At 56.1% G+C, this 22270-nt stretch carries 17 protein-coding genes; 6 read left to right on the plus strand and 11 right to left on the minus strand.

The features are described from left to right. Positions 1-29 precede the first annotated feature (29 nt). On the plus strand, positions 30-1973 hold the full coding sequence (gene dxs, locus MUN82_RS20255; protein ID WP_245093367.1) for a 1-deoxy-D-xylulose-5-phosphate synthase: 1944 nt from the start codon (positions 30-32) through the stop codon (positions 1971-1973). 64 nt (positions 1974-2037) lie between these two features. On the opposite strand, the gene MUN82_RS20260 is transcribed toward dxs, so the two are convergent. Together MUN82_RS20260 and MUN82_RS20265 are read right to left on the minus strand one after the other, a co-directional pair. Continuing rightward, the gene (locus tag MUN82_RS20260; protein WP_245093369.1) at positions 2038-2400 is read right to left on the minus strand and encodes a hypothetical protein; all 363 of its coding nucleotides are present in this window, start codon (positions 2398-2400) and stop codon (positions 2038-2040) included. 185 nt (positions 2401-2585) lie between these two features. Next, a complete protein-coding gene (locus MUN82_RS20265; RefSeq protein WP_245093371.1) occupies positions 2586-3842 on the minus strand; it encodes an AAA family ATPase in 1257 nt (418 codons plus the stop codon). A gap of 98 nt (positions 3843-3940) precedes the next feature. Between MUN82_RS20265 and MUN82_RS20270 the strand changes: the two genes are divergently transcribed. After that, a complete protein-coding gene (locus tag MUN82_RS20270; RefSeq protein WP_245093372.1) occupies positions 3941-4702 on the plus strand; it encodes an alpha/beta fold hydrolase in 762 nt (253 codons plus the stop codon). Here MUN82_RS20270 and MUN82_RS20275 read toward each other — a convergent pair. Both MUN82_RS20275 and MUN82_RS20280 read right to left on the minus strand, forming a co-directional pair. Beyond that, positions 4691-6835, minus strand: coding sequence for a M48 family metallopeptidase (locus MUN82_RS20275; protein ID WP_245093373.1), 2145 nt, complete (start codon positions 6833-6835; stop codon positions 4691-4693). The two genes, MUN82_RS20270 and MUN82_RS20275, sit on opposite strands and share 12 nt — an antisense overlap. A 207-nt stretch (positions 6836-7042) precedes the next feature. Further along, positions 7043-8038 (minus strand): aspartate-semialdehyde dehydrogenase, encoded by a 996-nt coding sequence (locus MUN82_RS20280; protein WP_245093374.1) that lies wholly within the window; start codon positions 8036-8038, stop codon positions 7043-7045. Between the two features lie 155 nt (positions 8039-8193). On the opposite strand from MUN82_RS20280, the gene MUN82_RS20285 reads away from it, so the two are divergent. Then, positions 8194-10806, plus strand: a complete 2613-nt coding sequence (locus tag MUN82_RS20285; RefSeq protein ID WP_245093375.1) for a lamin tail domain-containing protein — start codon at positions 8194-8196, stop codon at positions 10804-10806. 125 nt (positions 10807-10931) lie between these two features. Here the strand turns inward: MUN82_RS20285 and MUN82_RS20290 are convergent, their stop codons facing one another. Next, on the minus strand, positions 10932-11216 hold the full coding sequence (locus tag MUN82_RS20290) for a hypothetical protein (protein WP_245093376.1): 285 nt from the start codon (positions 11214-11216) through the stop codon (positions 10932-10934). 98 nt (positions 11217-11314) lie between these two features. Here MUN82_RS20290 and MUN82_RS20295 point away from each other — a divergent pair, with 98 nt between their 5' ends. After that, complete coding sequence (locus tag MUN82_RS20295) at positions 11315-11554, plus strand: DUF1501 domain-containing protein (RefSeq protein ID WP_245093377.1); 240 nt, start codon at positions 11315-11317, stop codon at positions 11552-11554. Positions 11555-11751: 197 nt separating this feature from the next. On the opposite strand, the gene MUN82_RS20300 is transcribed toward MUN82_RS20295, so the two are convergent. Beyond that, positions 11752-12471 (minus strand): beta propeller repeat protein, encoded by a 720-nt coding sequence (locus tag MUN82_RS20300; protein WP_245093378.1) that lies wholly within the window; start codon positions 12469-12471, stop codon positions 11752-11754. 310 nt (positions 12472-12781) lie between these two features. Between MUN82_RS20300 and MUN82_RS20305 the strand changes: the two genes are divergently transcribed. Then, positions 12782-13165, plus strand: coding sequence for an SPW repeat domain-containing protein (locus MUN82_RS20305; RefSeq protein ID WP_245093379.1), 384 nt, complete (start codon positions 12782-12784; stop codon positions 13163-13165). Positions 13166-13243: 78 nt separating this feature from the next. Here the strand turns inward: MUN82_RS20305 and MUN82_RS20310 are convergent, their stop codons facing one another. From MUN82_RS20310 to MUN82_RS20330, 5 genes are all read right to left on the minus strand, one after another. Further along, positions 13244-14101, minus strand: coding sequence for a transporter (locus MUN82_RS20310; protein WP_245093381.1), 858 nt, complete (start codon positions 14099-14101; stop codon positions 13244-13246). Between the two features lie 52 nt (positions 14102-14153). After that, positions 14154-14564 (minus strand): response regulator, encoded by a 411-nt coding sequence (locus MUN82_RS20315; RefSeq protein ID WP_245093383.1) that lies wholly within the window; start codon positions 14562-14564, stop codon positions 14154-14156. Positions 14565-14602: 38 nt separating this feature from the next. After that, on the minus strand, positions 14603-16717 hold the full coding sequence (locus tag MUN82_RS20320) for an ATP-binding protein (RefSeq protein WP_245093385.1): 2115 nt from the start codon (positions 16715-16717) through the stop codon (positions 14603-14605). Positions 16718-17079: 362 nt separating this feature from the next. Further along, positions 17080-19542 carry a TonB-dependent receptor gene (locus MUN82_RS20325; protein WP_245093387.1) on the minus strand — a complete coding sequence of 821 codons (2463 nt, stop codon included), beginning with the start codon at positions 19540-19542 and terminating at the stop codon, positions 17080-17082. A gap of 94 nt (positions 19543-19636) precedes the next feature. After that, positions 19637-21022: an Nramp family divalent metal transporter gene (locus MUN82_RS20330; protein WP_245093389.1), complete on the minus strand. Its 1386-nt coding sequence runs from the start codon at positions 21020-21022 to the stop codon at positions 19637-19639. 171 nt (positions 21023-21193) lie between these two features. Here MUN82_RS20330 and MUN82_RS20335 point away from each other — a divergent pair, with 171 nt between their 5' ends. After that, on the plus strand, positions 21194-22186 hold the full coding sequence (locus MUN82_RS20335) for a cation diffusion facilitator family transporter (RefSeq protein ID WP_245093391.1): 993 nt from the start codon (positions 21194-21196) through the stop codon (positions 22184-22186). Positions 22187-22270 lie beyond the last annotated feature (84 nt).

Genomic DNA, 22270 nt, shown 5'->3' on the forward strand with positions numbered 1-22270 from the left:
TTCTTCTCGCCTATTCTGCTCCCTCTACGATGATTGTTGAACCTGGTACTCTGCTGGCAGCCATAGACTCGCCCGACGACTTAAAAAAGCTCAGTCCCGAGCAGCTTGTACAACTCAGCCAGGAGCTCCGACAATTCATTATTGATTCTGTTTCCATCTACGGTGGTCATTTTGGGGCCTCGTTGGGCGTGGTGGAGCTGACTGTGGCCCTGCACTACGTTTTCAATACCCCATACGATCAGCTGGTGTGGGATGTAGGCCACCAAGCGTATGGTCATAAAATCTTAACCGGCCGCCGCAATCAGTTTCCTACCAACCGGCGCTACCACGGCATGTCGGGCTTCCCGAAGCGCACCGAGAGCGTATATGATGCCTTCGGGGTAGGGCATAGCAGCACCAGCATTGGGGCCGCGCTGGGCATGGCCGTAGCCAGTGAGTACAAAGGCGAGCACGACCGTCAGCATATTGCCGTGATTGGCGATGGTGCCATGACGGCCGGTATGGCTTTCGAAGCGCTCAACCATGCAGGGGTAGAAAAGTCTAACCTACTGGTGGTGCTCAACGACAACTGCATGAGCATCGACCCCAACGTGGGCGCGCTCAAAGAATACCTCACCGACATCACCACCTCACGCACCTATAATAAAGTGCGCGACGAGCTGTGGAACGTGCTGGGCAAGCTTTCTAAGTTTGGCCCTAATCCGCAGCAGATTGCCCGCCGGGTAGAGCAGGCCATGAAGGCTACTTTGCTGAAGCAAGGCAATCTATTTGAGGCGCTGAAGTTCCGCTACTTCGGTCCCGTGGATGGACACGATGTGCAACACCTCGTCACCATCATGCGCGACCTGAAGAGCATTCCGGGTCCTAAGCTGTTACACTGCGTGACGGTGAAAGGCAAAGGTTACGCGTTGGCCGAAAAAGACCAGACGCTGTGGCACGCGCCGGGTCTGTTCGATAAGATTACGGGCGAGATCTACAAGAAAATTCCCGACAAGCCCCAGCCGCCTAAATACCAGGATGTGTTTGGGCACACGCTGGTGGAGCTGGCCGAGCAAAACGACAAAGTGATGGGCGTGACGCCCGCCATGCCGTCGGGCTCGTCGATGAACCTGATGATGAAGGCCATGCCCGACCGCGCCTTCGACGTGGGCATTGCCGAGCAGCACGCCGTCACGTTCTCGGCCGGACTGGCTACGCAGGGGCTGGTGCCGTTCTGCAACATCTACTCGTCGTTTATGCAGCGCGCCTACGACCAGGTAGTGCACGACGTGGCTTTGCAAGACCTACACGTGGTATTCTGCCTCGACCGCGCCGGTTTTGCTGGTGCCGATGGCCCTACCCACCACGGCGCCTACGACCTCTCGTACATGCGTTCCATCCCAAACATGGTGGTAGCTGCCCCTATGAATGAGGAAGAGTTGCGGAACCTGATGTACACGGCCCAGTTGCCCGAAAACGCGGGGCCGTTTACCATTCGCTACCCCCGCGGCGAGGGTGTGATGCCGGAGTGGCGCACCCCGCTGAAAAAGCTGACGGTAGGCACCGGGCGCGTAGTGCGTGAGGGCGAAGGCGTGGCTATCCTGACCATCGGCCACATCGGCAACTACGCCGTGCGCGCCACCAAGGAGCTGGCTGCCGAGGGGCTCAGCACGGGCCACTACGACATGCGCTTCTGCAAGCCGCTGGACGAAGAAATGCTGCACGATGTATTCAGCCGCTACCGCGCCATCGTGACCGTAGAGGATGGCTGCCTACCCGGCGGCTTTGGCTCGGCGGTGCTGGAGTTCATGGCCGACCACGGCTATTCCCTACCCGTGCGTCGCCTCGGCATCCCCGATAGGGTAGTGGAGCACGGCTCCCAAGACGAACTATACAAAGAATGCGGTTTCGACGCGGCTGGTATTGCCGCCGCTGTGCGCGAGATGAGCGGCAAAGTAGCCGCCTTCGCGCCTGTGGAAACGGTGCTGTTATAAGAATCTAGTTTTTCAATACTATAGAAAGCCCCGCCGGACGTTGCGTCCGGCGGGGCTTTCTGGTTTATTTCACCTGCAATTCACTTTCGCTGCAATAACGCAGGCGAATGGGGCGTGATGCACCTTGCTGAATTTTTTGTTGCAGCGAAACGCTTTGGTCACGCCAATGAGCACCATTCTGGGGAATCTGTTTGGAAAAACCGACGCTGGCGTAGGCATATACTGTTTCGTTTGCTTGGATAATCTCCCGGTCGAAGAAATCCCGAATGCTGGCCGCAAGTTGATCAAGACAGGTGCCGGGGTTGGCGTGGCGCGTTGTTTCTGAGGTTTTGAACTCGATAAAATGTAACTGATCGGCGATAATCAACACACAATCGCAGCGCTCCGCATCAGCGGAGGTGTACAGGCATTTATCTATAGCCAGCATATGTACTTCCCTCTGATTAGGGTTAACAACATGTATATCTGACTTTGCCCGGCGATGTTCTATAACTAGGCACGGCTGCTCAGACGGAGGTGATGGGTCGTGAACGAAAGAACTTGAATGAGCATGAACATGCAGGCACACTTGCTGCTGAAGCTGTGCCCGAAACACAGCGGAGATGCGCTGAATCATTCTACTTCTAACCCAGCATTTATATCCAATAATTTTTCGAACTCACTGCTCTCTGCACCCGCTATTGCGTCCAACATATTGTAACTGATTAATCCTGTTTCCGGATTTACAATAGAATATATCCCATTTTCTTTTTGTCCTTCTACATGGTAGCAAGCAAACTCTTTCGGATTTATCCAGCTTTCACGCGGCACAACCTTCGCCACATCATCCGCTCGATCAGGATGATTTTCCACTACTTGGTAGGCATAAAGGAGCAGGTTGATGTGGGAAAGAATGTATGGGCTGTGTGTAGTGATGGTCAAATCATTCTCGCCTTTCGTGCATTTTTCTACCAACCAGTTCATCAAACCCTGTTGTGCTGTAGGATATAGGTTGAGTTCTGGCTCTTCCACAATAAAACTATGCGTTATTTCTTTTTGACGAGATAAATATTCTAATACAACAAGCATAGGGGTAGTTGATTGAATGCCACTTGCTGTCTCTGATATTTTTAAAGGAAATAGCTCGTTTGTTACGATTAAATCCTGTTCGTTATCTCTGAAAAAATCAATGCCTAAGAATGAAATGCGTAAAATATTTATTATTTCACGAGCTTGAAAATAAATATTGGCAAAGCTAGATAATGTTTTTGGTAAACCAATGTCATTATTTATAAAACCAGCCCAAGATTTTCTTATTGCTGCGACAAATATCCTTTCAGAAGGTATGTAATAAGTTTCAAGTGGGAATATATTCTTCTTGTAAAATAGATCGACTACTTTTTTCTCTAATTCATTTTTTACTGATATTATAGTTTTTTCTAAATCGCTATCGTCGATATCAACGATTCCACCTTTTTGTAATTTAGAGGATATGTCTGCTTTTACTTTTTCAATATCTACTTCTGATTTATTGATAATGAAATCGTTAAATTCGTTGTTGGGTATATTGTATCCATGTGTTTGAGGTTGTAATAAGTTATCAAAGTTCATAGTTTCAGGATTACCTATATTAATGCCGACCCCTTTTGAATTAGTCCAGTCAATATTAGTGTCAGGCTGAATGTAGTTTTCCATAGACACATCTGCAAAGGATAGGTTAGCATCAAAAAAACCTTCCTTATTAATTTGACCTTTTCTCAATATAGCTGCCAATTTCGCCAGCGTACTCTTCCCCCCACCCGTCGGTCCAATAAATACCGTCACCCGTTTGAAATCCACGGTAGCATCTTTAATCGGGCCGAAGTTCTTGACAATCAGTTGCTCGTTCATAACAGTAGGGTAGTAAGCCGCCGAAGTGGCGGGAAACAAAGGTAACTTTTAACGTAAACCGGTGAACATCTGGTTTTGCTATCAACGTTTTCTTCCCCATGCCCCAGCAGCCTACCCTCGTCTTTCTCCACGGCTTCATTGAAAGCCGCGACATCTGGACTGATTTCACCCGCGACTTCCCCGACGCCTACCCCGTTTTCGTGCCCGACTTGCTGGGTCACGGTAGCAATTCTGTGCCCGTAGCCAACTACTCTATGCGCGCCCAGGCTGAGTATGTGGCGGAGCAGCTACGCCAGCAGCAGATCGAAAAAGCCGTGCTGATAGGCCACAGCATGGGCGGCTACATAGCCCTGGCACTAGCCGAGCAGCGGCCGGAGCTGGTAGCGGGACTGTGCCTGTTCAACTCCTCCGCCCTGGCCGATACCGAAGAGAAAAAGCAGGCCCGCGAGAAGAATATCGACTTCATTGAGCGGCACGGGGTAGAGAAATTCATGAATTCCTTTGTGCGCCCCTTGTTCTCGCCTGCCCACCGCGACTCGATGCCCGAGCAGTTGCGGATGCTGGAAGATATCGGCAAAGCCACGCCTAAAGAAACCTTTATTGGGGGCTTGCGTGCCATGGCCGCTCGCGCCGACCGCACGCAGGTGCTGCGCGAAGCGCAGTTCCCGGTGTTGGTTATTGCCGGCAAAGACGACGTAGCCGTGCCTTTTGAGCAATCGGTAGAAGTGGCGCAGCTGGCACCCGTTACCTATGCGCTGTTTCTGGCGGAGGTAGGGCACTTAGCCTACCTGGAAGCGCCAGAACGCACGCGGCAAGCAATACTGGACCTTGCGGCGGTTTGTAAGGAATTAGGCAGTTAGGGCTTCCGGGGCTGTGGCGTACAGCGTGGCATACTCAGCTGCGGCTTGTTCCTGCAACCGCAACACCACGCCCAGATTCTTGAAATACAGCCGACGGTAGCGCTCCATTGTCGTGTCGAGCAGATTGGCAAACGTGTTCAACCACGTATCATCGAGCACGACGGTAGTAGGTAGGGGCATGTCTTGCAGCACGTAAGACCCTATAGTGGCAAAGGCTTCGAGGTGGCTTAGGGGAAGCAAGGTGGTGATTTGGCTGGCTTTTAATACAAGAGATACGCTTTCCTCCAACTGGCCAAACTGTGTAATGTATAGCTTCCGTTGTTTCGCCGTCAACTCACCAAGCTTGATGATTTCCTGTATCTGGACGTGCAAGTCACGCAAGGAATTGCGAGTGGTTATAAAACCGTTTCGTAAGTGAAGTTGCAGTTCGTAGCGTGCTTGCCACTCAGCGCGTAGCGTGGGTAGGGCCTCTAGAAGATGCCAGTGCAAGGCCGCCGAGCGCTCGTCAAATTCCTCAACCCAGAGCGTGTGCGCGTGGTTTTGCTGCACCAGTTGCTGAGTTATGATATCGGCCTGCTGGGCAGGGTAGGAGGTGCCCGCTACGGTGAAAGTGGTGTCGCGTGTTTGCTTGCTGGTGAATAATGCTAGCTTTTCCAGGTCCTGCTGCCGGGTCTTGAAGGCGGCCATGCGCTCTTGTAGATCCGGCCCGTAGAGGGAGGTGCGCTGTGCCAGCAAGGGTAGGCCGCTAGGTAACTCGGTGGCTAGTTCCTGCGCCTTTGATAGCGGCACGTCTGCTATCAGGCGGTGGTCGTATACCTCGGCGTAATCGGTGTGGTAGGTCATGCCAGAGGTTTCGGCCGACAGGAAGGCTTCCACCTCGGAAGCAGCTACGGGTGGTGTGCTGCCATTCACAGCAGAGTTTTGGTAGAGCTTGGCTGTCACCAGTCGCCGCACATCGTCGGGTTGAGTGAACAGCAGCCAGGGCGAACGGTCGTCGGCCGGAGCTGAGACGAAAGTGGCGTAGGCGTGCTGCTCGCGTAAGTAATCGGCTGGGTGGCTCGCGTACATGTCCGCCTTCAGCGTCACTTCATCCGCCTTAAACAGAAACTCAGTTGGAGTTGTGGAGGTCGTACTAGCCCGGAAGGTAGCAGGAACGGTCTGGTCGTCTTGCAGGCGTAGCGTTTGATGATAAAATACGTCGTCGGTCACCAGGCTGTGTTCCAAGGCAGTACCCAGTTGCGCCAGCGCCAGCTGATAAGCAGCCTGTGCGCGGTTTACCTGATATAGTGTATTGACAAGGGCCGCTGAGCCCGCTACCCGCACCGCCACGCGGTCGGCCTGAAACTCCATCTCCCGCGACAGGCGAGCATGCACTAGGTTCACGCCCTGGTAGGCCAGCTCCAGCACCTTGCGCACCAGCCACACCAGCGCCGTGAGACCCCACGCCACGGCTGATACGCGAATATCTAAGCGGCGCCAGCGGTCCAGCATCTCATCCCACTTGTCACGCCCATACACGATGTCGTGCAGCAGCAAGTTGGCCGAGTATACATAGCTGCCTAAGCGCATGCTGCTCTGGGCGAAGTGGCCAAACTCGTGTGCCAGCGTAGCCTTAAATTCTGACAGCGTGAGGGCATTTACCAACCCCGCACCGATAAGCAGATTTTTGCGCACGGGCCAAATCAGGCTCAGCAAGGGCCGCTCGTAGAACACCGCCGCATTCACCTCAGACGATAGGTAGATGTGTTTGGGACGGGGCGCACCAGTATCGGCGCAAAGCTGCTCGATGAAGGCCAGCAGCTGCGGGTGAGCCTCCGGCACCAACCGCAAGTGATTGTTGTGGTCAGTTTGATTGCTTTTGAAAACGAACTTCAGCAGGAAAACCAGCAGCATAGCGGCCGCCACCACCGCACCTAGGTGCAGCAAAAAAGGCCAAGTGCCGTGACCACCAAAAGGCATCGTTGCTACCCAATAGAGCAGGTAGCCGGCCCCTACTAGCAGCGCAATATAGATAGCCAGGAATAGCACAATGCTGAGCAATGTGGCGCCCACCATCAGGCGGTAGTTGGAGGAGGAAGCCGTGAAATCGGTAGGCAGTTGGGTGGTGCTGGCGGGGTAAAGCGCAGTAGCCATCAGTCGATAAAATAAAAGGGTAGTAATGGATAATGGCTGCTAGAATACGCTAAAAATCAGCGCTTACCAACAGCGGTAAGTAAAATAGTAGGAAAGGGAAGTTGGAAATAAATAAAGTGATACTAAGCCGGCATCTAATACGAAAAATGCCCGGACCTTCTGCATAGAGTACAGAAAATCCGAGCAAAGTATACGGGAGGCGAAGCCCTACCCAATCAACCCCATTCCTACCATCGCTTCGGCAATTTGCACGGCGTTGGTGGCGGCGCCTTTACGTAGGTTGTCAGCCACTACCCACATGTTGAGAGTACGGGGCTGGGTTTCGTCGCGGCGGAGACGGCCGACGAGCACAGCGTCTTTGCCGTGGGCGTCTTTAGGCATAGGATACACGTTGTTTTTCACGTCGTCTACCAGCTCCACGCCTTCGGTCTGGCGCAGCAGCTCGCGCACTTCGTCTAGGTCAAACTCCTCGGCAAACTCCACATTCACTGATTCCGAGTGGCCGCCCATCACGGGGATGCGCACAGTAGTGGCCGTCACGCGGATGCTGTCGTCGCCGAAGATTTTCTTGGTTTCCTTCACCATTTTCATCTCCTCCTTGGTATAGCCGTTGTCCTCGAACACGTCGATGTGGGGCAGCACGTTCAGGTCGATGCGGTGGGGGTAGGCGGGGTTGCTGGCATCCTGGCCGGCGCGCTCCTCCAGCAACTGGTCCACAGCTTTTTTGCCGGTGCCCGTCACGCTCTGGTAAGTGCTTACCACAATGCGCTGCGCCTTATACTTCTCGTGTAGCTTATTGAGCGCCACCACCATCTGAATAGTCGAACAGTTGGGGTTGGCAATGATTTTATCATCGGCCGTCAGCTCTTTGGCGTTGATTTCGGGCACCACCAGCTTCTTGGTGGGGTCCATGCGCCAGGCCGAGGAGTTGTCAATTACGACGGTGCCTACCTCGGCAAAGCGCGGAGCCTCCTCCTTGCTGGTAGAGCCGCCGGCCGAGAAAATAGCCACATCGGGGCGAGCCGCTACGGCATCGTCCATGCTCACTACCTTGTATTTTTTACCCTGAAATTCGATTTCCTGGCCTACCGATTTGGCAGAGGCCACGGGTAGAAGCTCGGTGACCGGGAAATTCCGCTCGGCCAACACTTTCAGCATTTCGCCCCCGACCAGGCCGGTGGCACCTACTACGGCTACTTTCATGGTTGTTAAAAAAAATGAGTAGAACAGTAAAGGTACGTGCCGCTGCTCTTTTTCGCAGCAGAATTTGAATTTCCTGATGCAATACGCAAAGGTTGGCGCGTATTCTGCGTGAGAATGCAACGCGCACCGTGCCGCGAATTACTAGTTCTATCCTCGTGAAACTCTATCTCTTATTGGCGGCTCTGCTGCTCACGCTGTCCGCGCACGCCCAGCTCAGCGAGTCCTTCGCCGACGGCGACTTCACCCAAAACCCGCTCTGGACCGGCGACGCGGCCGGCTTCGTCATCAACGCGCAAAAGCAACTGCAAACCAACGGCCCAGCCGTAACAGGAACACAGTTGCAGCTTGTCACGCCCTGCCAGGCCGTAACAGGCACTACCTGGGAGTTTTGGGTGAACATTAAGAACGCCGTAAGCAGCGGCAACTACGCCGACGTGTGGCTGGTAGCAGACCGTGCCGACCTGAAAACCAGCGGCACGCAGGGCTACTTCGTGCGGCTGGGTGGCACCCCTAAGGAAGTGGCGCTGTTCCGTAAAAATGCCACCGGCAGTCCTGCGTATGTGGTAGATGGGCAGGACAATACGCTCACGTCTAGCACCAACAACCTAGTGCGGGTGCGCGTGACGCGCTCCGTGCAGAACGTGTGGACGCTAGAGCGCGACCTGACCGGCGGCCATACGTTTACCACGGAAGGTACCGGTACCGATGCCACACACCAGCGAGGTGGCTACGTAGGAGTAGTTGTTACCTACTCGTCAGCCAACAGTCAAAAGTATTTCTTCACTGATTTTCGGGTGACGGACACCGCGCCGCCTACCCCCATGAAAGCCGCAGCCACGGCCATCCGGCAGTTCGATGTGATGTTCAACGAGCCTGTAGCACCGGGCATTGGTGCTACCAGTTTCAGGCTGGTGGGAGCCGGGGCACCGGCCATTCTCAGCGCCGAGCGTGATGTTACGGACCCCGTCGTGGTGCATCTCACTTGCGCCGCCAACCTGCCGTTGGGTAGTAACACCGTGGAGGTGCGCCAGGTGGCCGACTTGTACGGCAACGCGGCGGTAGGGCCGCTTACAGTAGGCTTCGTAAATAATGGGTTTGCCGTGGCGCCGGCACTCAACCAAGTGCTTATCACCGAAATACTAGCCAACGAAACGCCGGTAGTAGGGCTGCCGGCCTCGGAGTATGTGGAGGTGCACAACCCCAGTGCCACGGCCGTGCTGGACTTAGCGGGCGTGCGACTACTGAAGCCCGGTAGCACCGGCAATCCGGCGGTATTTCCGGCCGGGGCGGTGCTGTTGCCGGGCGAGTATGCCGTGGTATGCGGCAACACGCGGGCCGGGCAGTTTGCCGGCATAGGCAAGGTGTTTGGGCTGACGAATTTCCCCAGCCTTACCAACGCCGGCGACCAACTGGTGTTGCGCAGTCGTACGGGCCAAACGCTGTTCGAAATCAGCTACTCCGATACGTGGTACAAGGACGCCACCAAGAAAAACGGCGGCTGGGCCCTGGAAATGGTAGATACCGCCAACCCTTGCGCCGGCCTTAGCAACTGGACCGCCAGCCAGGACCCGAGCGGTGGCACACCCGGTCGCGCCAACTCCGTGCGCGCCACCAACCCTGACCAAACGCCGCCCGCGCTGCTGCGGGCGCTGGCTACCAGTCCTACTACTATTCGGTTGTATTTTGGGGAAAAGCTGGATAGCGCCGCAGTATCCAATGCGGCGCTGTACGCGCTGAGCGCAGGAGTTACCATAACAAGGGCCATAGCTGTGCCCCACGATTTTCAGGCCGTAGACCTTACGCTGGGCACGGCACTGCAACCCAACCAGCCGCTTACTGTGACGGTGCAGCGCGCCGTAGACTGCGTAGGCAATGCCACCGGCACAGCGGCTACCGCCACGTTTGCCCTACCCGGCACGGCCGCGCCCGGCGACGTAGTCGTTAATGAGATTCTGTTCAACCCGCGCACCTATGCGGTGGATTTTGTGGAATTGCTGAACCGCTCCGATAAGTACCTGGATGTGCAGGGCTGGACCCTTAGCAACCATAAGCCCGACGGCACCCTGGACACCAAGCCCGTAACGGCCGCGCCCTACGTGCTGGCCCCGCGCCAGTTGGTAGTCCTCACGGAGCGCCCCGATATCGTGCAGGCGCAGTATCCTACCTCACACGATGCAGCGGCTTTCTTGAAGATGTCTGCCCTGCCTACCTACCCTGATGATGCCGGAATTGTGAGCGTCAGCTCAGCCACTGGCGTGCTGCTCGACCGGTATGCATATGATAAAGGACAGCATTTGGCCCTGCTCAGCGACCTGGATGGGGTGTCGTTGGAGCGCATCCGGGCCGACGGGCCGAGCGTGGCGGGCAACTTTCACTCGGCGGCTAGCGCCATGGGCTACGCTACGCCGGGTAGGACCAACTCGCAATACCAAGATGACCCCGGCGGCGACAAGCTGTTTCGGCTGGAGCCTGAGGTATTCACGCCCGACGAAGACGGGCAGCAGGATTTCACTACCCTGAACTATCAGCTCGATCAACCCGGCTACGTCATCACAGTTACTGTCTATGATGCGCAGGGTCGTCTCACGCGCCGTCTCGTACGCAACGAAACCCTACCCCTTAGTGGTTTTGTACAGTGGGATGGTCTTACCGACCAAGGCCGTAAAGCGCCCGTAGGAGCCTACATAATGCTAATCGAGCTGCTACACCCGGCCAGTGGCAGCCAGCGACAATACAAGAAGACAGTAGTAGTAGGCGCCCGGATGTAGGAGAGAATGTTGAATGGAGCGCGTGGATGGGGAATACGTTTTGCAGCTACTGCCTAAAAAACACGGCCCCGGTTCGACCTGCTAAGAGCAGCCGAACCGGGGCCGTTTTACTGACGCTGCAACGCCTAGTTGGCGCCTGTGGTGCCCATGCCGCCACTAGTGCTGCCTGCGGTGCTGCCTGTAGTACCAGTGCTGCCTGTGGTACCGGCGCCGCTGGCATTGCCGGCGCTATCGGCCATGCCGGCGTCGGTGGCGGCATCAACGCGAGGAGAGAGTTGCTCTTGCTCAGCGGTGGTTTCGGGGTTGCCATTGCCAGCTTGATTGGCCTCACTGGTGGTGTTGCTACGGCAGGAGCCTAGCGTGGTGGTAAGCAGCGCAACAGCGGCAACTGCAGAAAGAATACGTTTCATTGCGGAAGGAAATAAGAAAAGGTGTGGTTTTGTGATGTTACCGCGGAAAGTCAGACAAGGTTGTATTCTGGCTGAAAATCAAGCGCCAGCAGTGGCCTGTGGCATTACACATTCCTTTCGCGCAGGCAGGCGTCCAACAGGTACCACGCACCACAGGCCCTATCTTGCAGCAGGCCGGTAACCTCAACAATACCCTGCTTATGACCTTCTCGGAGTTTGGACGCCGCGTGAGCCAGAACGCCAGCAACGGCACCGCCAACAACGTACTCCTACTCGGCGGCGGCCTCAAAAAGCAAGGCATCCTTAACGACGCGCCCAACCTACAAGACTTCAACTAAGACGACTTGGAGTATCAGCTAGACTTTCGCTCCGTCTGCGCCACCATACTCCGCGACTGGCTCTAGACCGACGACAAGGCTATTCTGGGTAGCGAATTCGAGCGGCTGAGCGGATTAGTATAAACGTGTTCAGTGGATAACCGATATGCAAATGCATATCGGTTATCCACTGAACACGTTTGTAGGTTGATATAAGACTAAAGCTGCGGCTTCTTTGACACGTATAGGGTGCCGTTTGATTTTTCGCAGTATTTGAAATTTTCTCGCTGACCACATAGGGGCGCAGATGCCGTCACATACAGGCGAGACTTGGTATCGAAAGAAATGCTATTGATCTGATGGTCTTGGGGAAGCACTAATTTCTGGCCCGCAGCAGATGTAATACCAATACTTTCAATGTACGAACTGCTAGAATTCGGTGAAGTCGGCGTCAGCAGATACTCAATACTATATAACGTACCGGAAGGGGATGCGACTTTGTTTAGGGGCACACGTGGTTCCGTGTACTCACGCCGCCAATTGCGATATACCTGCCACGTTATCCCTTGGTCGACACTGTAATGCGCGGCGCCAAAGGCAAACTGTATTTGGGTATTCGTAGCAGAATTTGCGCCTCCATTCAGGGTCAATAGGGTGTCCTGCTGCTGCGAGAAGCCAAACAGCCCGATGTTGCTGCTGTACTTGCTCTGCTGCCAAGTCTTGCCGCGGTCCTGGGTGTAGTAGATCTGGTAGCGGGTAGTAATAACTAGCGTCCCGTCGATGTCGCCGGCTACGGCCTCAATAGCGCGGTCGTCGGGGGCACGCAGCACATACCAGTCGGCGGTTTCGGTGGGTGCCAGCTCGGGGGTAGCGTCGTTGTCTTTTTGGCAGGCGCTCAGGCTAGCGAGAAGTGCACCGTACAGTAATACACGTTTCATAGTATAGAGTTAAGGATAAAAGAACGCCACGAAGATACTGGCTGTCAGCTATACCTGATGTTGTTCGATTTGAATAAATACCAAGCTGTTACTGGTAGCCATCCAAGGCTCATAGGCCGACAGCACACCCATCTTGGATAGCAAGTTTGAGCGCCTGAATAGGTAGATATAAGCTAAACTGTGGGCTGGTTGTAAAGCTGAAGCGTAGGCAAATCGTCCCGGATAAAAAGCAGTAGCTCGACAATATCCATTGAGTATCAGGTGCGTAGAAGCATGCGTAACTCACTTCTTTCACCAAACGCTTCCCCTCATGAAAATCCTGTCTCCCTCTGCGCACGGTATTATGGACTACCTCACCGTCGCTTTTTTTGCGCTGGCGCCTACCCTCTTTGGTTTCACGGGTACCTACGCCACAGTGTGCTACGTACTGGCGGCCGGCTACCTGCTCATCACCCTGCTCACAGCCTTCCCTATGGGCGTGGTAAAGATGATTCCTTTCCCGATACATGGCCGGCTAGAACTGATAAGCGGACTGGTATTTCTGGTTTCGCCCTGGCTGTTTGGCTTCGCCGATGACAACCTGACGGCCCGCAACCTCTTCGTTGCTTCGGGGGTAGTATTTCTGTTGGTGTGGTTTATCACCGACTGGCACGCCGAAACCCGGAGCGTAGCCACAGACACGCCCCGAATCTAACAGGCTCTATGTTTTCCAAACAAAACGGCCCGCCAATATGCTTGGCGGGCCGTTTTGCGTGAAAGCGGGGTAGCTATACTACAACCGGAAGCTGAACCCTACAAAATACTCGTGGTCGGTTTGGCGGTTGAGAGCGAGGTGCGTACCGATGTCAAATTGCAGGTTCTTGCTGATGTCGAACTGCGGCCCTAGGTTCAAGCTGGCTTGCCAGCTGTTCTGGCGCGTGTCCCAGCGGCCTACCACCTCCACAAAGCCTTCCAGCCACTCCGTGAATTCCTTATCGATAGTGAAGGTAGGGGTAAGTTGCAGGTAGTGCACAGCCGATTCGCGGTTGTACATCCACTCGGCCGCCGTTTGGGCACCCACGTTCCAATCGTTTGGCAGTTTGTAGATGGCGGGCACCAGCACGCCATATTCCACAGCGCCATCGCCTACCTGCTTGCCGGTGGGTAAGCGCACGTAGCCAATGGCCGCCAGCGCAAAAGGCTTATTGTCGTCGCCGATGATGTTGCGCTTGAGGCGCACCACCATATCGCCCATGCGGGCCTGCCGCTCTGGCTCGGCGGTTGCTTTGTCTTCCCAGTGCTTGCTGATGGTGTACGAATTGAGGCCTATTTGAAAATCGGTCTGATTGGTCAGGCCAATTTTCATCAGCACGTGGTTGAGGTAGAGCGACCGGTCGCGGGCGTCGCCGTCGCGGGAGTTAATCAGGCGGAGCCCGTCACTTTCCAGTTGGAAGTGGCCCGCATCTACCGTATAAGGGCTTTCTGTAATGCCGGGACGGTCGGGCACCATAGGGCGCATGTATTTGCGCGGGGTAGGGTGCAACAGGTCGTACCGGCTTTTATCAACCGGGATTGTATCGTTGGTTTGGGCGCGGGCGCTCAGGCCAACGACCAGCAGTGGCGCTAGAAGCCAGTAGTAGAAGTGGGGCATAGGAAAAAAATAGAGCGGAGTGTTTAACCCAGCAGATCCGTACGAGAAAAACTTACGCCGAAAAATGGTCCTGCAAAATGGTGCGTACCTTCTCGGCAGTGAGGGGCTTGCTTACAAAGCCCGCTACGGTGTCGAGCTGCTGCACGCGCTCTATATCGCGCGGGTGTAGCGAGGTGGTCAGCATCACAATCACAATGGCTTTTTGCTCGGCCAAGGGTAGGTGCTGGTAAGCCTCCAGAAACTGAATGCCATTCATGCCGGGCATGTTCACGTCCAGCAACACTAGGTTGGGGCACTCGGTGGTAGGCGGCAAGCAGTGCTGGGTTAGCATAGTCAGGGCCTGCTGCCCGTCTTGCGCCACCAGAATGTTGGAGGTAATAGCTAGGCGACGGAGCAGGGACTGATTCAGAAAATTGGTGGTTTGGTCGTCGTCGACGAGCAAAATACCGGAAAGCTGAGCCATAGAGGGGAGAAGTGCGGGCTTGCGCGCCTATACGTGCTTCAACGGCGGAAGTAGACAGAAAACGTAGAACCTACCCCCGGTGCGCTTTCTACCGTTAGCTTGCCGCCCATATTCTCCACCACCCGTTTCACGATATATAACCCAATACCCGAGCCCTCGATGCCCACGTGAAAGCGGCGAAACATGGTAAATAGCTCGGTTTGCTGGTGCTCGTTCAGTCCCAATCCGTTGTCTTGCACTGCCAGCACAGTGTACTCGGGTTGCTGGTAGCAACGGATGCGTACGTGCGGAGTGCGCCCGGGAACGCAATATTTCAGGGCGTTACTGAGCAGGTTATACACCACCGAGCGAAGATTTTTGGGTGAAAAATCCACCGTAATACACTCCGACAACTCCTGCTCTACCTGCGCGCCGGTTTGCTCAATGAGGGGTTGTAGGTCCAGGCGCACGTCTTCCACAATGGCCGCTACGGCTACTTGCTCCACGGGTCGGTCGTGCTCTTTCTGGAGCTTCACCACGTCGCTGAGGTAGTCGAGGGTGCGCTGGAAGCGCGCAATGGCGTCCTGCATCATCAGGAGCAGAGGAGTCGTAGCGCTGGCTAGCTCACCTTCGGTAGCCAACTGGTCTTGCAGTGCATACACAAGGCCCTCGATGTTTGTGATAGGGGCCTTCAGATCGTGGGAGGCCGCATAAATGAAGTTGTCGAGGTCGATGTTGATGCGTTGCAACTGCTCGTTGGACGTGTGCAGCTGCTGCTGGGCCAGCTTACTGCTGGTAATATCAAGCACAAATCCGACGTACTCCTGCTCGCTCAGGCGCTTCCCTGCAAACCGGCCCCACCAGCGCGTGCCGTCCGGCCGGATGTACTGCTTTTCGTAGGGGGTACTTTCTCCCTGCTTTAGCAGCTCTTCCTGCAACTGAAACGTGGAGTCCATAAACTCAGGCAGGGTCAGCTCGTCCCAGCGCACGCGGCCACTGGCAAAGTCGACCTGGGAGTAGCCGCTCATCCGCTGAAATGCCTCATTGGCATCGGTGATGCGGCCATCCAGGTTAAAGAAGATAACTCCTACTGTTTCAATGGAAATAGCCTTTTGCAGTCGTTCTTCCGATTGGCGGAGGGCTGCTTCGGTGCGGGTGCGCACCACGGCGTCCCAGGTGCGTTCGGCTACCTCCGCCAGTAGCTCCAGCTCTCTTTCCGACCAGTGATGCGCCTGGCGGTAGTGCATAAAGAGCACGGCCACCAAGCGGCCATTCTTCAGCAAAGGAACGTTGACGGTAGCGCCCAACTGCAACACAGCGTGGGCTTCCTTTTCGGAGGCAGTCAGGGTAGGGTCGTTGGCAATGTCGTGGCGCACCACTTTGCGGCCAGCCCGAAATTCCCGAAGCAGCTCCGGGCCGTAGTCATCGTAATGATAGCGCCCCTCTATGCTAGGCACTCCGTTGGTATAGTTGCGCGTCACCACAATGGTTTCGCCATCGTGCTGGTCTTCAGCGTAGCCCACGCGGTCGGCCTCCAGGTACTCGCCCAGCGCACAAGCGGCCTGGTATTGCACATCAGATGGGTCGGCCAGGGGCCGCAGCCGGTCGCTGAGTTGAAGTAAGAAGGCCTGCTGCTCTTCGCGCTGGTGCAATCTTTCTTCTATCTGTTTGCGAAAACTAATGTCGTTGAACAGAATAGCTACCTGCTGCTGCTGGGGTGCGCCCACGCGAAATGCGTACACATCGTACCAGCGGCCCAGCTGCTCGGCGCGCTGCTCAAAGCGGATGGGCTCTCCCGTCAGGGCCACGCGGCCATATATTTCAAACCAATGGTCTTCGTGCGCGGGGTGCAGCTCCCGCATGGTTTTATTCACAGCGTCGTGTAGGCCAGTCTGACGCTCAAAAGCCAGATTCGCCTCTAAGAAGCGGTAGTCTATGGGCCGTTGTTCGGCATCGAAGAGCATTTCAACCACGCAGAAGCCGCTGTCGATAGAGTTGAACAACAGCTGGTACCGGTCCTCGCCACTGTGCAGGAGCAGACCAGGCGGGCGCTGGGTAGTGAGTTGGGCAAGCTGCGCACGCAACGCAGCATTTTGGGCTTCTAATTCCTGCTGTCTGATCTGCAATGACAGAATTTGATGCTCTGTACCTGGTAAAGAACCGGGAGAAATCATAACAATACAGTGTATTAGGTAGCGTCAGTTGAAAGAATAAAGATAACGCTAGTAGCGGAGCTGGCGCCGATGTTAAGTATAAGTAGGCATAGTGATAAGGTACTCCGGTACTGTTGTGTTTCAGGAATTCGGCGCCCTTGCCTGTTAATGTTGGCTCTAAGGCGAAATAACTAGTGTAGTTTTATTCTAATGCGCATAGAAAGCAAGCAATAAAAAGGCCCCACCGAGCAGAGTTAGAGCATCGTTATCGTAGGTAAGCAACTTACTGTCAATAGCAATATTCCGGCTCCGCTCAGCAGGGCGTGTCTTCTTCTACCCTCCGCCCTCGTACTGACTGCTAGGCCGAGTGGGACATGAACAACCTAAAACGGCACGACCACCTTCACGCTCACATTCCTACCCTGGTTGTAAATGCCTGAGCGACCATTGGGAGAGGCGCTGTAGTACTCGAAATATTTCAAGCGGTTCAGGTGCGACTGGTACGCCATATTCAACACGTTGTCCACCTGCACAAAGAGCTGTGCTACCTCCCGCTGCCCAGCGCGCAGGGTAGTACCCGCGCCCAGGCCCAGCAGCGTGTAGCCGGCCGTGCGGGTTTCGGTGTTATCGACAGCGTAGAAGCGGTTCTGGGCGGCGTTGATATCCACGGTGGCGCGCACATAGGTAGCGTGAAAGGGGCCGAGCGGGCGCGGCGTGGTGTAGCGCGCCTCCGAGCGGGCGTACAGGGGAGGAATGAACGGTAAGTACTTAGCCGCGTTGCCCTCCGTGGCCCGCAGGGCGCTATTCTGATTCAGCCCCACCACGTAGGCCAGGCTGTTGTTGAGCATGAAACCGGGTAGGGCCGTGGGATGCAGGTTGGCCGTGAGTTCGGTCCCGTAGAGGCGTGCACCGCTCTGCTGGTACTGGTAGGTCACATTGCCGGGTACCAGCTCCACGGGCTGGCCGTTGGCATCGGTGAGGCGGGCTTGGTAGATGTAACCGGTAATGCGGTTGTGGAAAGCATCCACGCTCAGGTCGGCCCAAGGTAGGCGGGCGGCCAGGCCCAGATCTTGTTGCAGGCTGAATTCAGGATCGAAGGTGCGGTTGCCGAGGTAGACGATGTGGGCGCCGGGGTCGAGGCCGTTGGAGCCTACCTCCGTAATGTTGGGTGCCCGGTAGCCCCGCGCCACATTGGCGCGCAGCACGTACCGCTCACCCAGCGCATACGTGCCCCCCACGCTGGCCGACACGCCCCGGTACCACCGCCCAAACGCTGCAAACTGCGGCTCCTTACCCGGTGCGGTCGGCACCCGCTGGTCGAAGCCTGTAGCCAGGTTGGGCCCCACGTAGAAGTCGTTCCAGGTGAGGTGGCGAGTGTCGTAGCGCAGGCCGCCGGCCAGGTCAAGCCGACCAAACGTCTTTTTCAAATGCAGGTAGCCACCGATGTCGAACAGGTTGTAGTCGGGAATGGGGAAGTCGGTAGCGTCCTGGTTGCGGTTGCGCTGGGCCATGCCGTTCAGACCAGCGGTGGCCTCCACACCCAGCAGGGTAGGGGCGGCGTAGCGGAGGTCGTAGTTATAGGTAGTGAGCTGCACGCTCAGGCCCGGCTGCTCGGGTAGGGTAGGGTGATTGTACTCGCGGCGGCGGTTTTGCTGCACGCCCAGCAGTGCGTGCAACTCGCCCGCGCCCAGCCGGAAGCGGTTGCGCGTGAGCAAGCGGTAGTGCTGAATGCGTTGGTACAACGGGTTGAGGCGGTAGGTAGACAGCTCTGCCGTGGGCATCACTGGCCGGCTGCGAATATCGTCGCCCTCGTCCAGCACCTGTCGTGTAAAGCGCCGGCTCAGGGAATCACGGCTACCATCGGGAATTTCCTGGCGGTTGTCGTAGAGCGTCATCGACCAGTCGGAGCTACCCCAGCTTTTGTCTACCCCAGCCGTGGCCGTGGCGTTCAGCTCCCGGAAGGCAGTGCCGTACACGCGGCCATCCACAGGGTTGCGGTAATTCTGGGCCAGGCGGTAGGAAGCGCGGCCGCCGTAGTGCCAGCCGGCGCGGTGGTAGCGCAGGCCGATGGAAGCGCCCAGCAGGTTGTTGTTGGTTTGATATTCCGTGAGGGCGTCGCCATGTAGCTGGCCCTCGGGGCCATCGTCGGGGCGGCGGGGTAGGAGGTTCACTACCCCAGCCACGGCATCGGAACCGTAGATGAGGCTGGCAGGACCTTTTACTACCTCAATGCGCTCAATATCATACTGATCTACCTCAATGCCATGCTCATCGCCCCACTGCTGGCCCTCCTGGCGCAGGCCATTGTACATGGTCAGCACGCGGTTGTAGCCAAGGCCGCGAATAAACGGTTTGCTGATGTTGGGACCAGTCGTTACGGCGCTCAGACCAGGCACGCCCCGCACAGCCGCATCAATCACGTTGCCGTTGGCGTTCAGGTTGATGTCGCGGCGGTTGAGGGCCGCTACCGGCACGGGACTTCGGCGCAACTCCGTAGCGCGCGATACGCCCGTCACCACTACTTCTTCCAGCGCGGCGGGCGTGGCTACTAGTGCTGCATCCAGTACCAGGGTTTGGGTTGCTGCTACCGTCACGCGCCGCCGCACCGGCTGGTAACCCACAAACGAAAACACAATTTCGGCAGTGCCGATGGGTACGTTGCGCAACTCGTATCGGCCTTGCGCATTGGTAGTACAGCCCTCCGCGGTGCCTACCAGCGCCACCGTCACTTGCTCCAATGGCTGGCCTACCGCCCGCACCTGCCCCCGAATGGTAGCCGTAGCAGACTGCGCTAGCGCCTCACTTCCTACCAACAGCACCAAAAGAAGAAAGAAAAGCTGTTTCATATTTAAAGCGTGTGAAAAATATATTTAGGGTAGTCTAAACCTGAAAACGTAAAAAAGCGCCGTAGCGGACTTGCCCGCTACGGCGCCTTCTGTATTACCCGATAAACGTTTGCACCAGCAAGTACACGTTCAGCGCCACGATGATGCTGGACACGCCCCAGGCCGTAGCTTGCAGCCAGGGCTTATTCACGAATACGCCCATTTTGAGTTTGCTACCCGTGAAGAGTACCAAGGGTATTACAGCGAAGCTGAGCTGAAATGACAGGATAACCTGGCTGAGTACCAGCAACTCGCTGGTGCCATGCTCTCCGTAGAGCAGCGTTACTACAAAAGCCGGCACCACCGCAATACTGCGCGTAATCAGGCGGCGCATCCAGGGCTTCAGCTTTAGATCTAGAAAGCCTTCCATCACAATCTGGCCTGCGAGGGTTCCTGTGAGGGTAGAGTTTTGACCCGAAGCCAGCAGCGCTACGGCAAATAGCACACTGGCCGCGCCCGCGCCTAGCACCGGCGCCAGCAGTTTGTGTGCGTCCGTAATGTCGGCCACATCGCGGTAGCCGTTGTAGTGGAAGGCTGCAGCCGACGTGACCAGAATGGCCCCGTTCACGAAAAACGCCAGTAGCAATGACACCGTGCTGTCGATGGTTGCGAACTTGATGGCCATGCGCTTGCCGGGTTCCGTCTGCTCGATCTGCCGCGTCTGCACAATACTGGAGTGCAGGTACAGGTTATGCGGCATTACGGTAGCCCCCAGAATACCAATGGCAATGTAGAGCATGTGCGGATTGGTAACAATCTGGGGCTGAGGAATCAGGCCCTGGGCCAAGGCGAAGTAATCGGGGTGCGACACCACCACTTCGTAGATGAAGCACACGAAAATCACCACCATCAGTCCGGCCACAATGCTCTCCAACGCCCGGAAACCCTTGTTTTGGAACAACAGCACCACCATCACATCCAGGATAGTGAGGGCCACGCCCCAGGTAAGGGGTAGGCCAAAGAGCAGGTTGAGTGCAATAGCCGAACCGATAACCTCAGCCAAATCACAGGCAGCAATAGCAATTTCGCAGAGCACCCACAGCACCAGCGACACTGGCCGGGAGTAGTGGTCGCGGCAGGCCTGGGCCAAGTCGCGCCCGGTTACAATGCCGAGCTTGGCCGCCAGGTGCTGCAAAAGCATGGCGAAAAAGTTGGAAATCAAAATTACCGACAGCAGCGTGTAGCCGTAGCGGGCGCCACCCTCAATATCGGTGGCCCAGTTGCCGGGATCCATGTAACCCACAGCCACCATCAAGCCGGGTCCGCCAAATGCCAGCAACTTGCGCCAGAACGACGCATTAGCGGCCGGCACCTTGATGGAGCCGTACACCTCGGGTAGAGATTTGGCACGCCGGGCGTGCCGCCAACCGGCATCGGGCGCGTCGGCGGTGGGGGTAGCAGGAGCGAGAGGGGGAGGAGAATCTTGTACGCGTGGAGGCATAAACGACTTGCAGCAGATACGTTACGAAAGCTAGCTAATTTTTTAGATAAACCTAAAAATTAATTTAAGCGTCTATAAATACGTATAGAGCGGCAGTAAAAGTTTCGCTGGCAGCAGAAGTAGTTTTTTTAGCGGAATTTTGTGGCCCTTTTTGCCGTTGCTCCCCTCCCTATGCTTGATAAGAAAACTAAAAACCGTCTGGGCCTGCTGTCGTTGGTGGTGAGCGTGGCGCTGGTGGCGCTCAAGTTCTACGCCTACTTCATGACCCGCTCGCAGGTGGTGCTCACCGACGCGCTGGAGTCGATTATCAACGTCTTTACCAGTGGGTTTGCTTTTTATAGCATCTACCTGGCCAGCCTACCCAAAGACGAAAACCACCCCTACGGCCACGGCAAAATCGAGCACCTATCGGTGGGGTTCGAGGGCGGACTGATTCTGTTTGCCGGCCTCTATATCTTCTACAGCGCCACGCGCACCCTCTTTGAGCCGCACGCTGTGGCCGCGCCCGACCTGGGCGTATGGCTGCTGGCGGCGGCGGGCATCATCAACCTGGGGATAGGCTACGTGCTGGTGCGCGAGGGCAAGCGCCTGAAATCGGCCGCGCTGGTTGGCGACGGGCAGCACCTCTACATCGACGCACTGACTTCGCTGGTGTCGTGCGCGGCCTTGCTACTGGTGTTTTTCACGGGTATTGTGCTGTTCGATACGCTAGCAGCGCTGTTGCTGGGCGTGGTGATTGTGGTGAATGGCTATAAGATGGTGCGCAGCTCTGCCTCAGCGCTGATGGATGAGTCGGATGCAGCGACGGTGGCCGAGGTGGTGGCTGAGTTGCAACGCCACCGCCAGCCTGCCTGGATAGATGTGCACAACCTGCGCGTGCAGCGCTACGGTGCCAATCTGCATATCGACTGCCACATGCAGATGCCGTATTACTTCAGCCTCGAAGCCATTCACAACGAGCTAAACAAGATTGAAACGCTTATGCGTCAGCACGCCGACGCTGAGGTAGAAATGTTTGTGCACGCCGACCCCTGCACCTTCCGCGCCTGCTCCCTGTGCCACATGCCCGACTGCCCCGTGCGCCAACACGCTTTCGCGCACGAGGTAGAATGGAACCTTGCCAACGCCGTCCGCAACGAGCGGCACCAGCTGGCAGAAGGGTAGGGAGATGAAAAACGGCGCCTCTTTGTCTTATGCTGACGCGCATCGTGGTTGGAAAGGCACGGAATGACTTGCGGAAGTAGCTGG

Origin of the sequence: Hymenobacter aerilatus, assembly GCF_022921095.1 — a bacterium.
In the GTDB taxonomy this organism is placed as follows: domain Bacteria; phylum Bacteroidota; class Bacteroidia; order Cytophagales; family Hymenobacteraceae; genus Hymenobacter; species Hymenobacter aerilatus.

Bases quoted from the DNA above. Each gene is read 5' to 3' on its own strand.
- MUN82_RS20335 (WP_245093391.1), top strand. From the start codon at position 21,194: ATGCTTGATAAGAAAACTAAAAACCGTCTGGGCCTGCTGTCGTTGGTG.
- MUN82_RS20280 (WP_245093374.1), bottom strand. From the start codon at position 8,038: ATGAAAGTAGCCGTAGTAGGTGCCACCGGCCTGGTCGGGGGCGAAATG.
- MUN82_RS20330 (WP_245093389.1), bottom strand. From the start codon at position 21,022: ATGCCTCCACGCGTACAAGATTCTCCTCCCCCTCTCGCTCCTGCTACC.
- MUN82_RS20305 (WP_245093379.1), top strand. From the start codon at position 12,782: ATGAAAATCCTGTCTCCCTCTGCGCACGGTATTATGGACTACCTCACC.
- MUN82_RS20270 (WP_245093372.1), top strand. From the start codon at position 3,941: ATGCCCCAGCAGCCTACCCTCGTCTTTCTCCACGGCTTCATTGAAAGC.
- MUN82_RS20310 (WP_245093381.1), bottom strand. From the start codon at position 14,101: ATGCCCCACTTCTACTACTGGCTTCTAGCGCCACTGCTGGTCGTTGGC.
- MUN82_RS20320 (WP_245093385.1), bottom strand. From the start codon at position 16,717: ATGATTTCTCCCGGTTCTTTACCAGGTACAGAGCATCAAATTCTGTCA.
- dxs (WP_245093367.1), top strand. From the start codon at position 30: ATGATTGTTGAACCTGGTACTCTGCTGGCAGCCATAGACTCGCCCGAC.
- MUN82_RS20290 (WP_245093376.1), bottom strand. From the start codon at position 11,216: ATGAAACGTATTCTTTCTGCAGTTGCCGCTGTTGCGCTGCTTACCACC.
- MUN82_RS20265 (WP_245093371.1), bottom strand. From the start codon at position 3,842: ATGAACGAGCAACTGATTGTCAAGAACTTCGGCCCGATTAAAGATGCT.
- MUN82_RS20275 (WP_245093373.1), bottom strand. From the start codon at position 6,835: ATGGCTACTGCGCTTTACCCCGCCAGCACCACCCAACTGCCTACCGAT.
- MUN82_RS20300 (WP_245093378.1), bottom strand. From the start codon at position 12,471: ATGAAACGTGTATTACTGTACGGTGCACTTCTCGCTAGCCTGAGCGCC.
- MUN82_RS20315 (WP_245093383.1), bottom strand. From the start codon at position 14,564: ATGGCTCAGCTTTCCGGTATTTTGCTCGTCGACGACGACCAAACCACC.
- MUN82_RS20325 (WP_245093387.1), bottom strand. From the start codon at position 19,542: ATGAAACAGCTTTTCTTTCTTCTTTTGGTGCTGTTGGTAGGAAGTGAG.
- MUN82_RS20260 (WP_245093369.1), bottom strand. From the start codon at position 2,400: ATGCTGGCTATAGATAAATGCCTGTACACCTCCGCTGATGCGGAGCGC.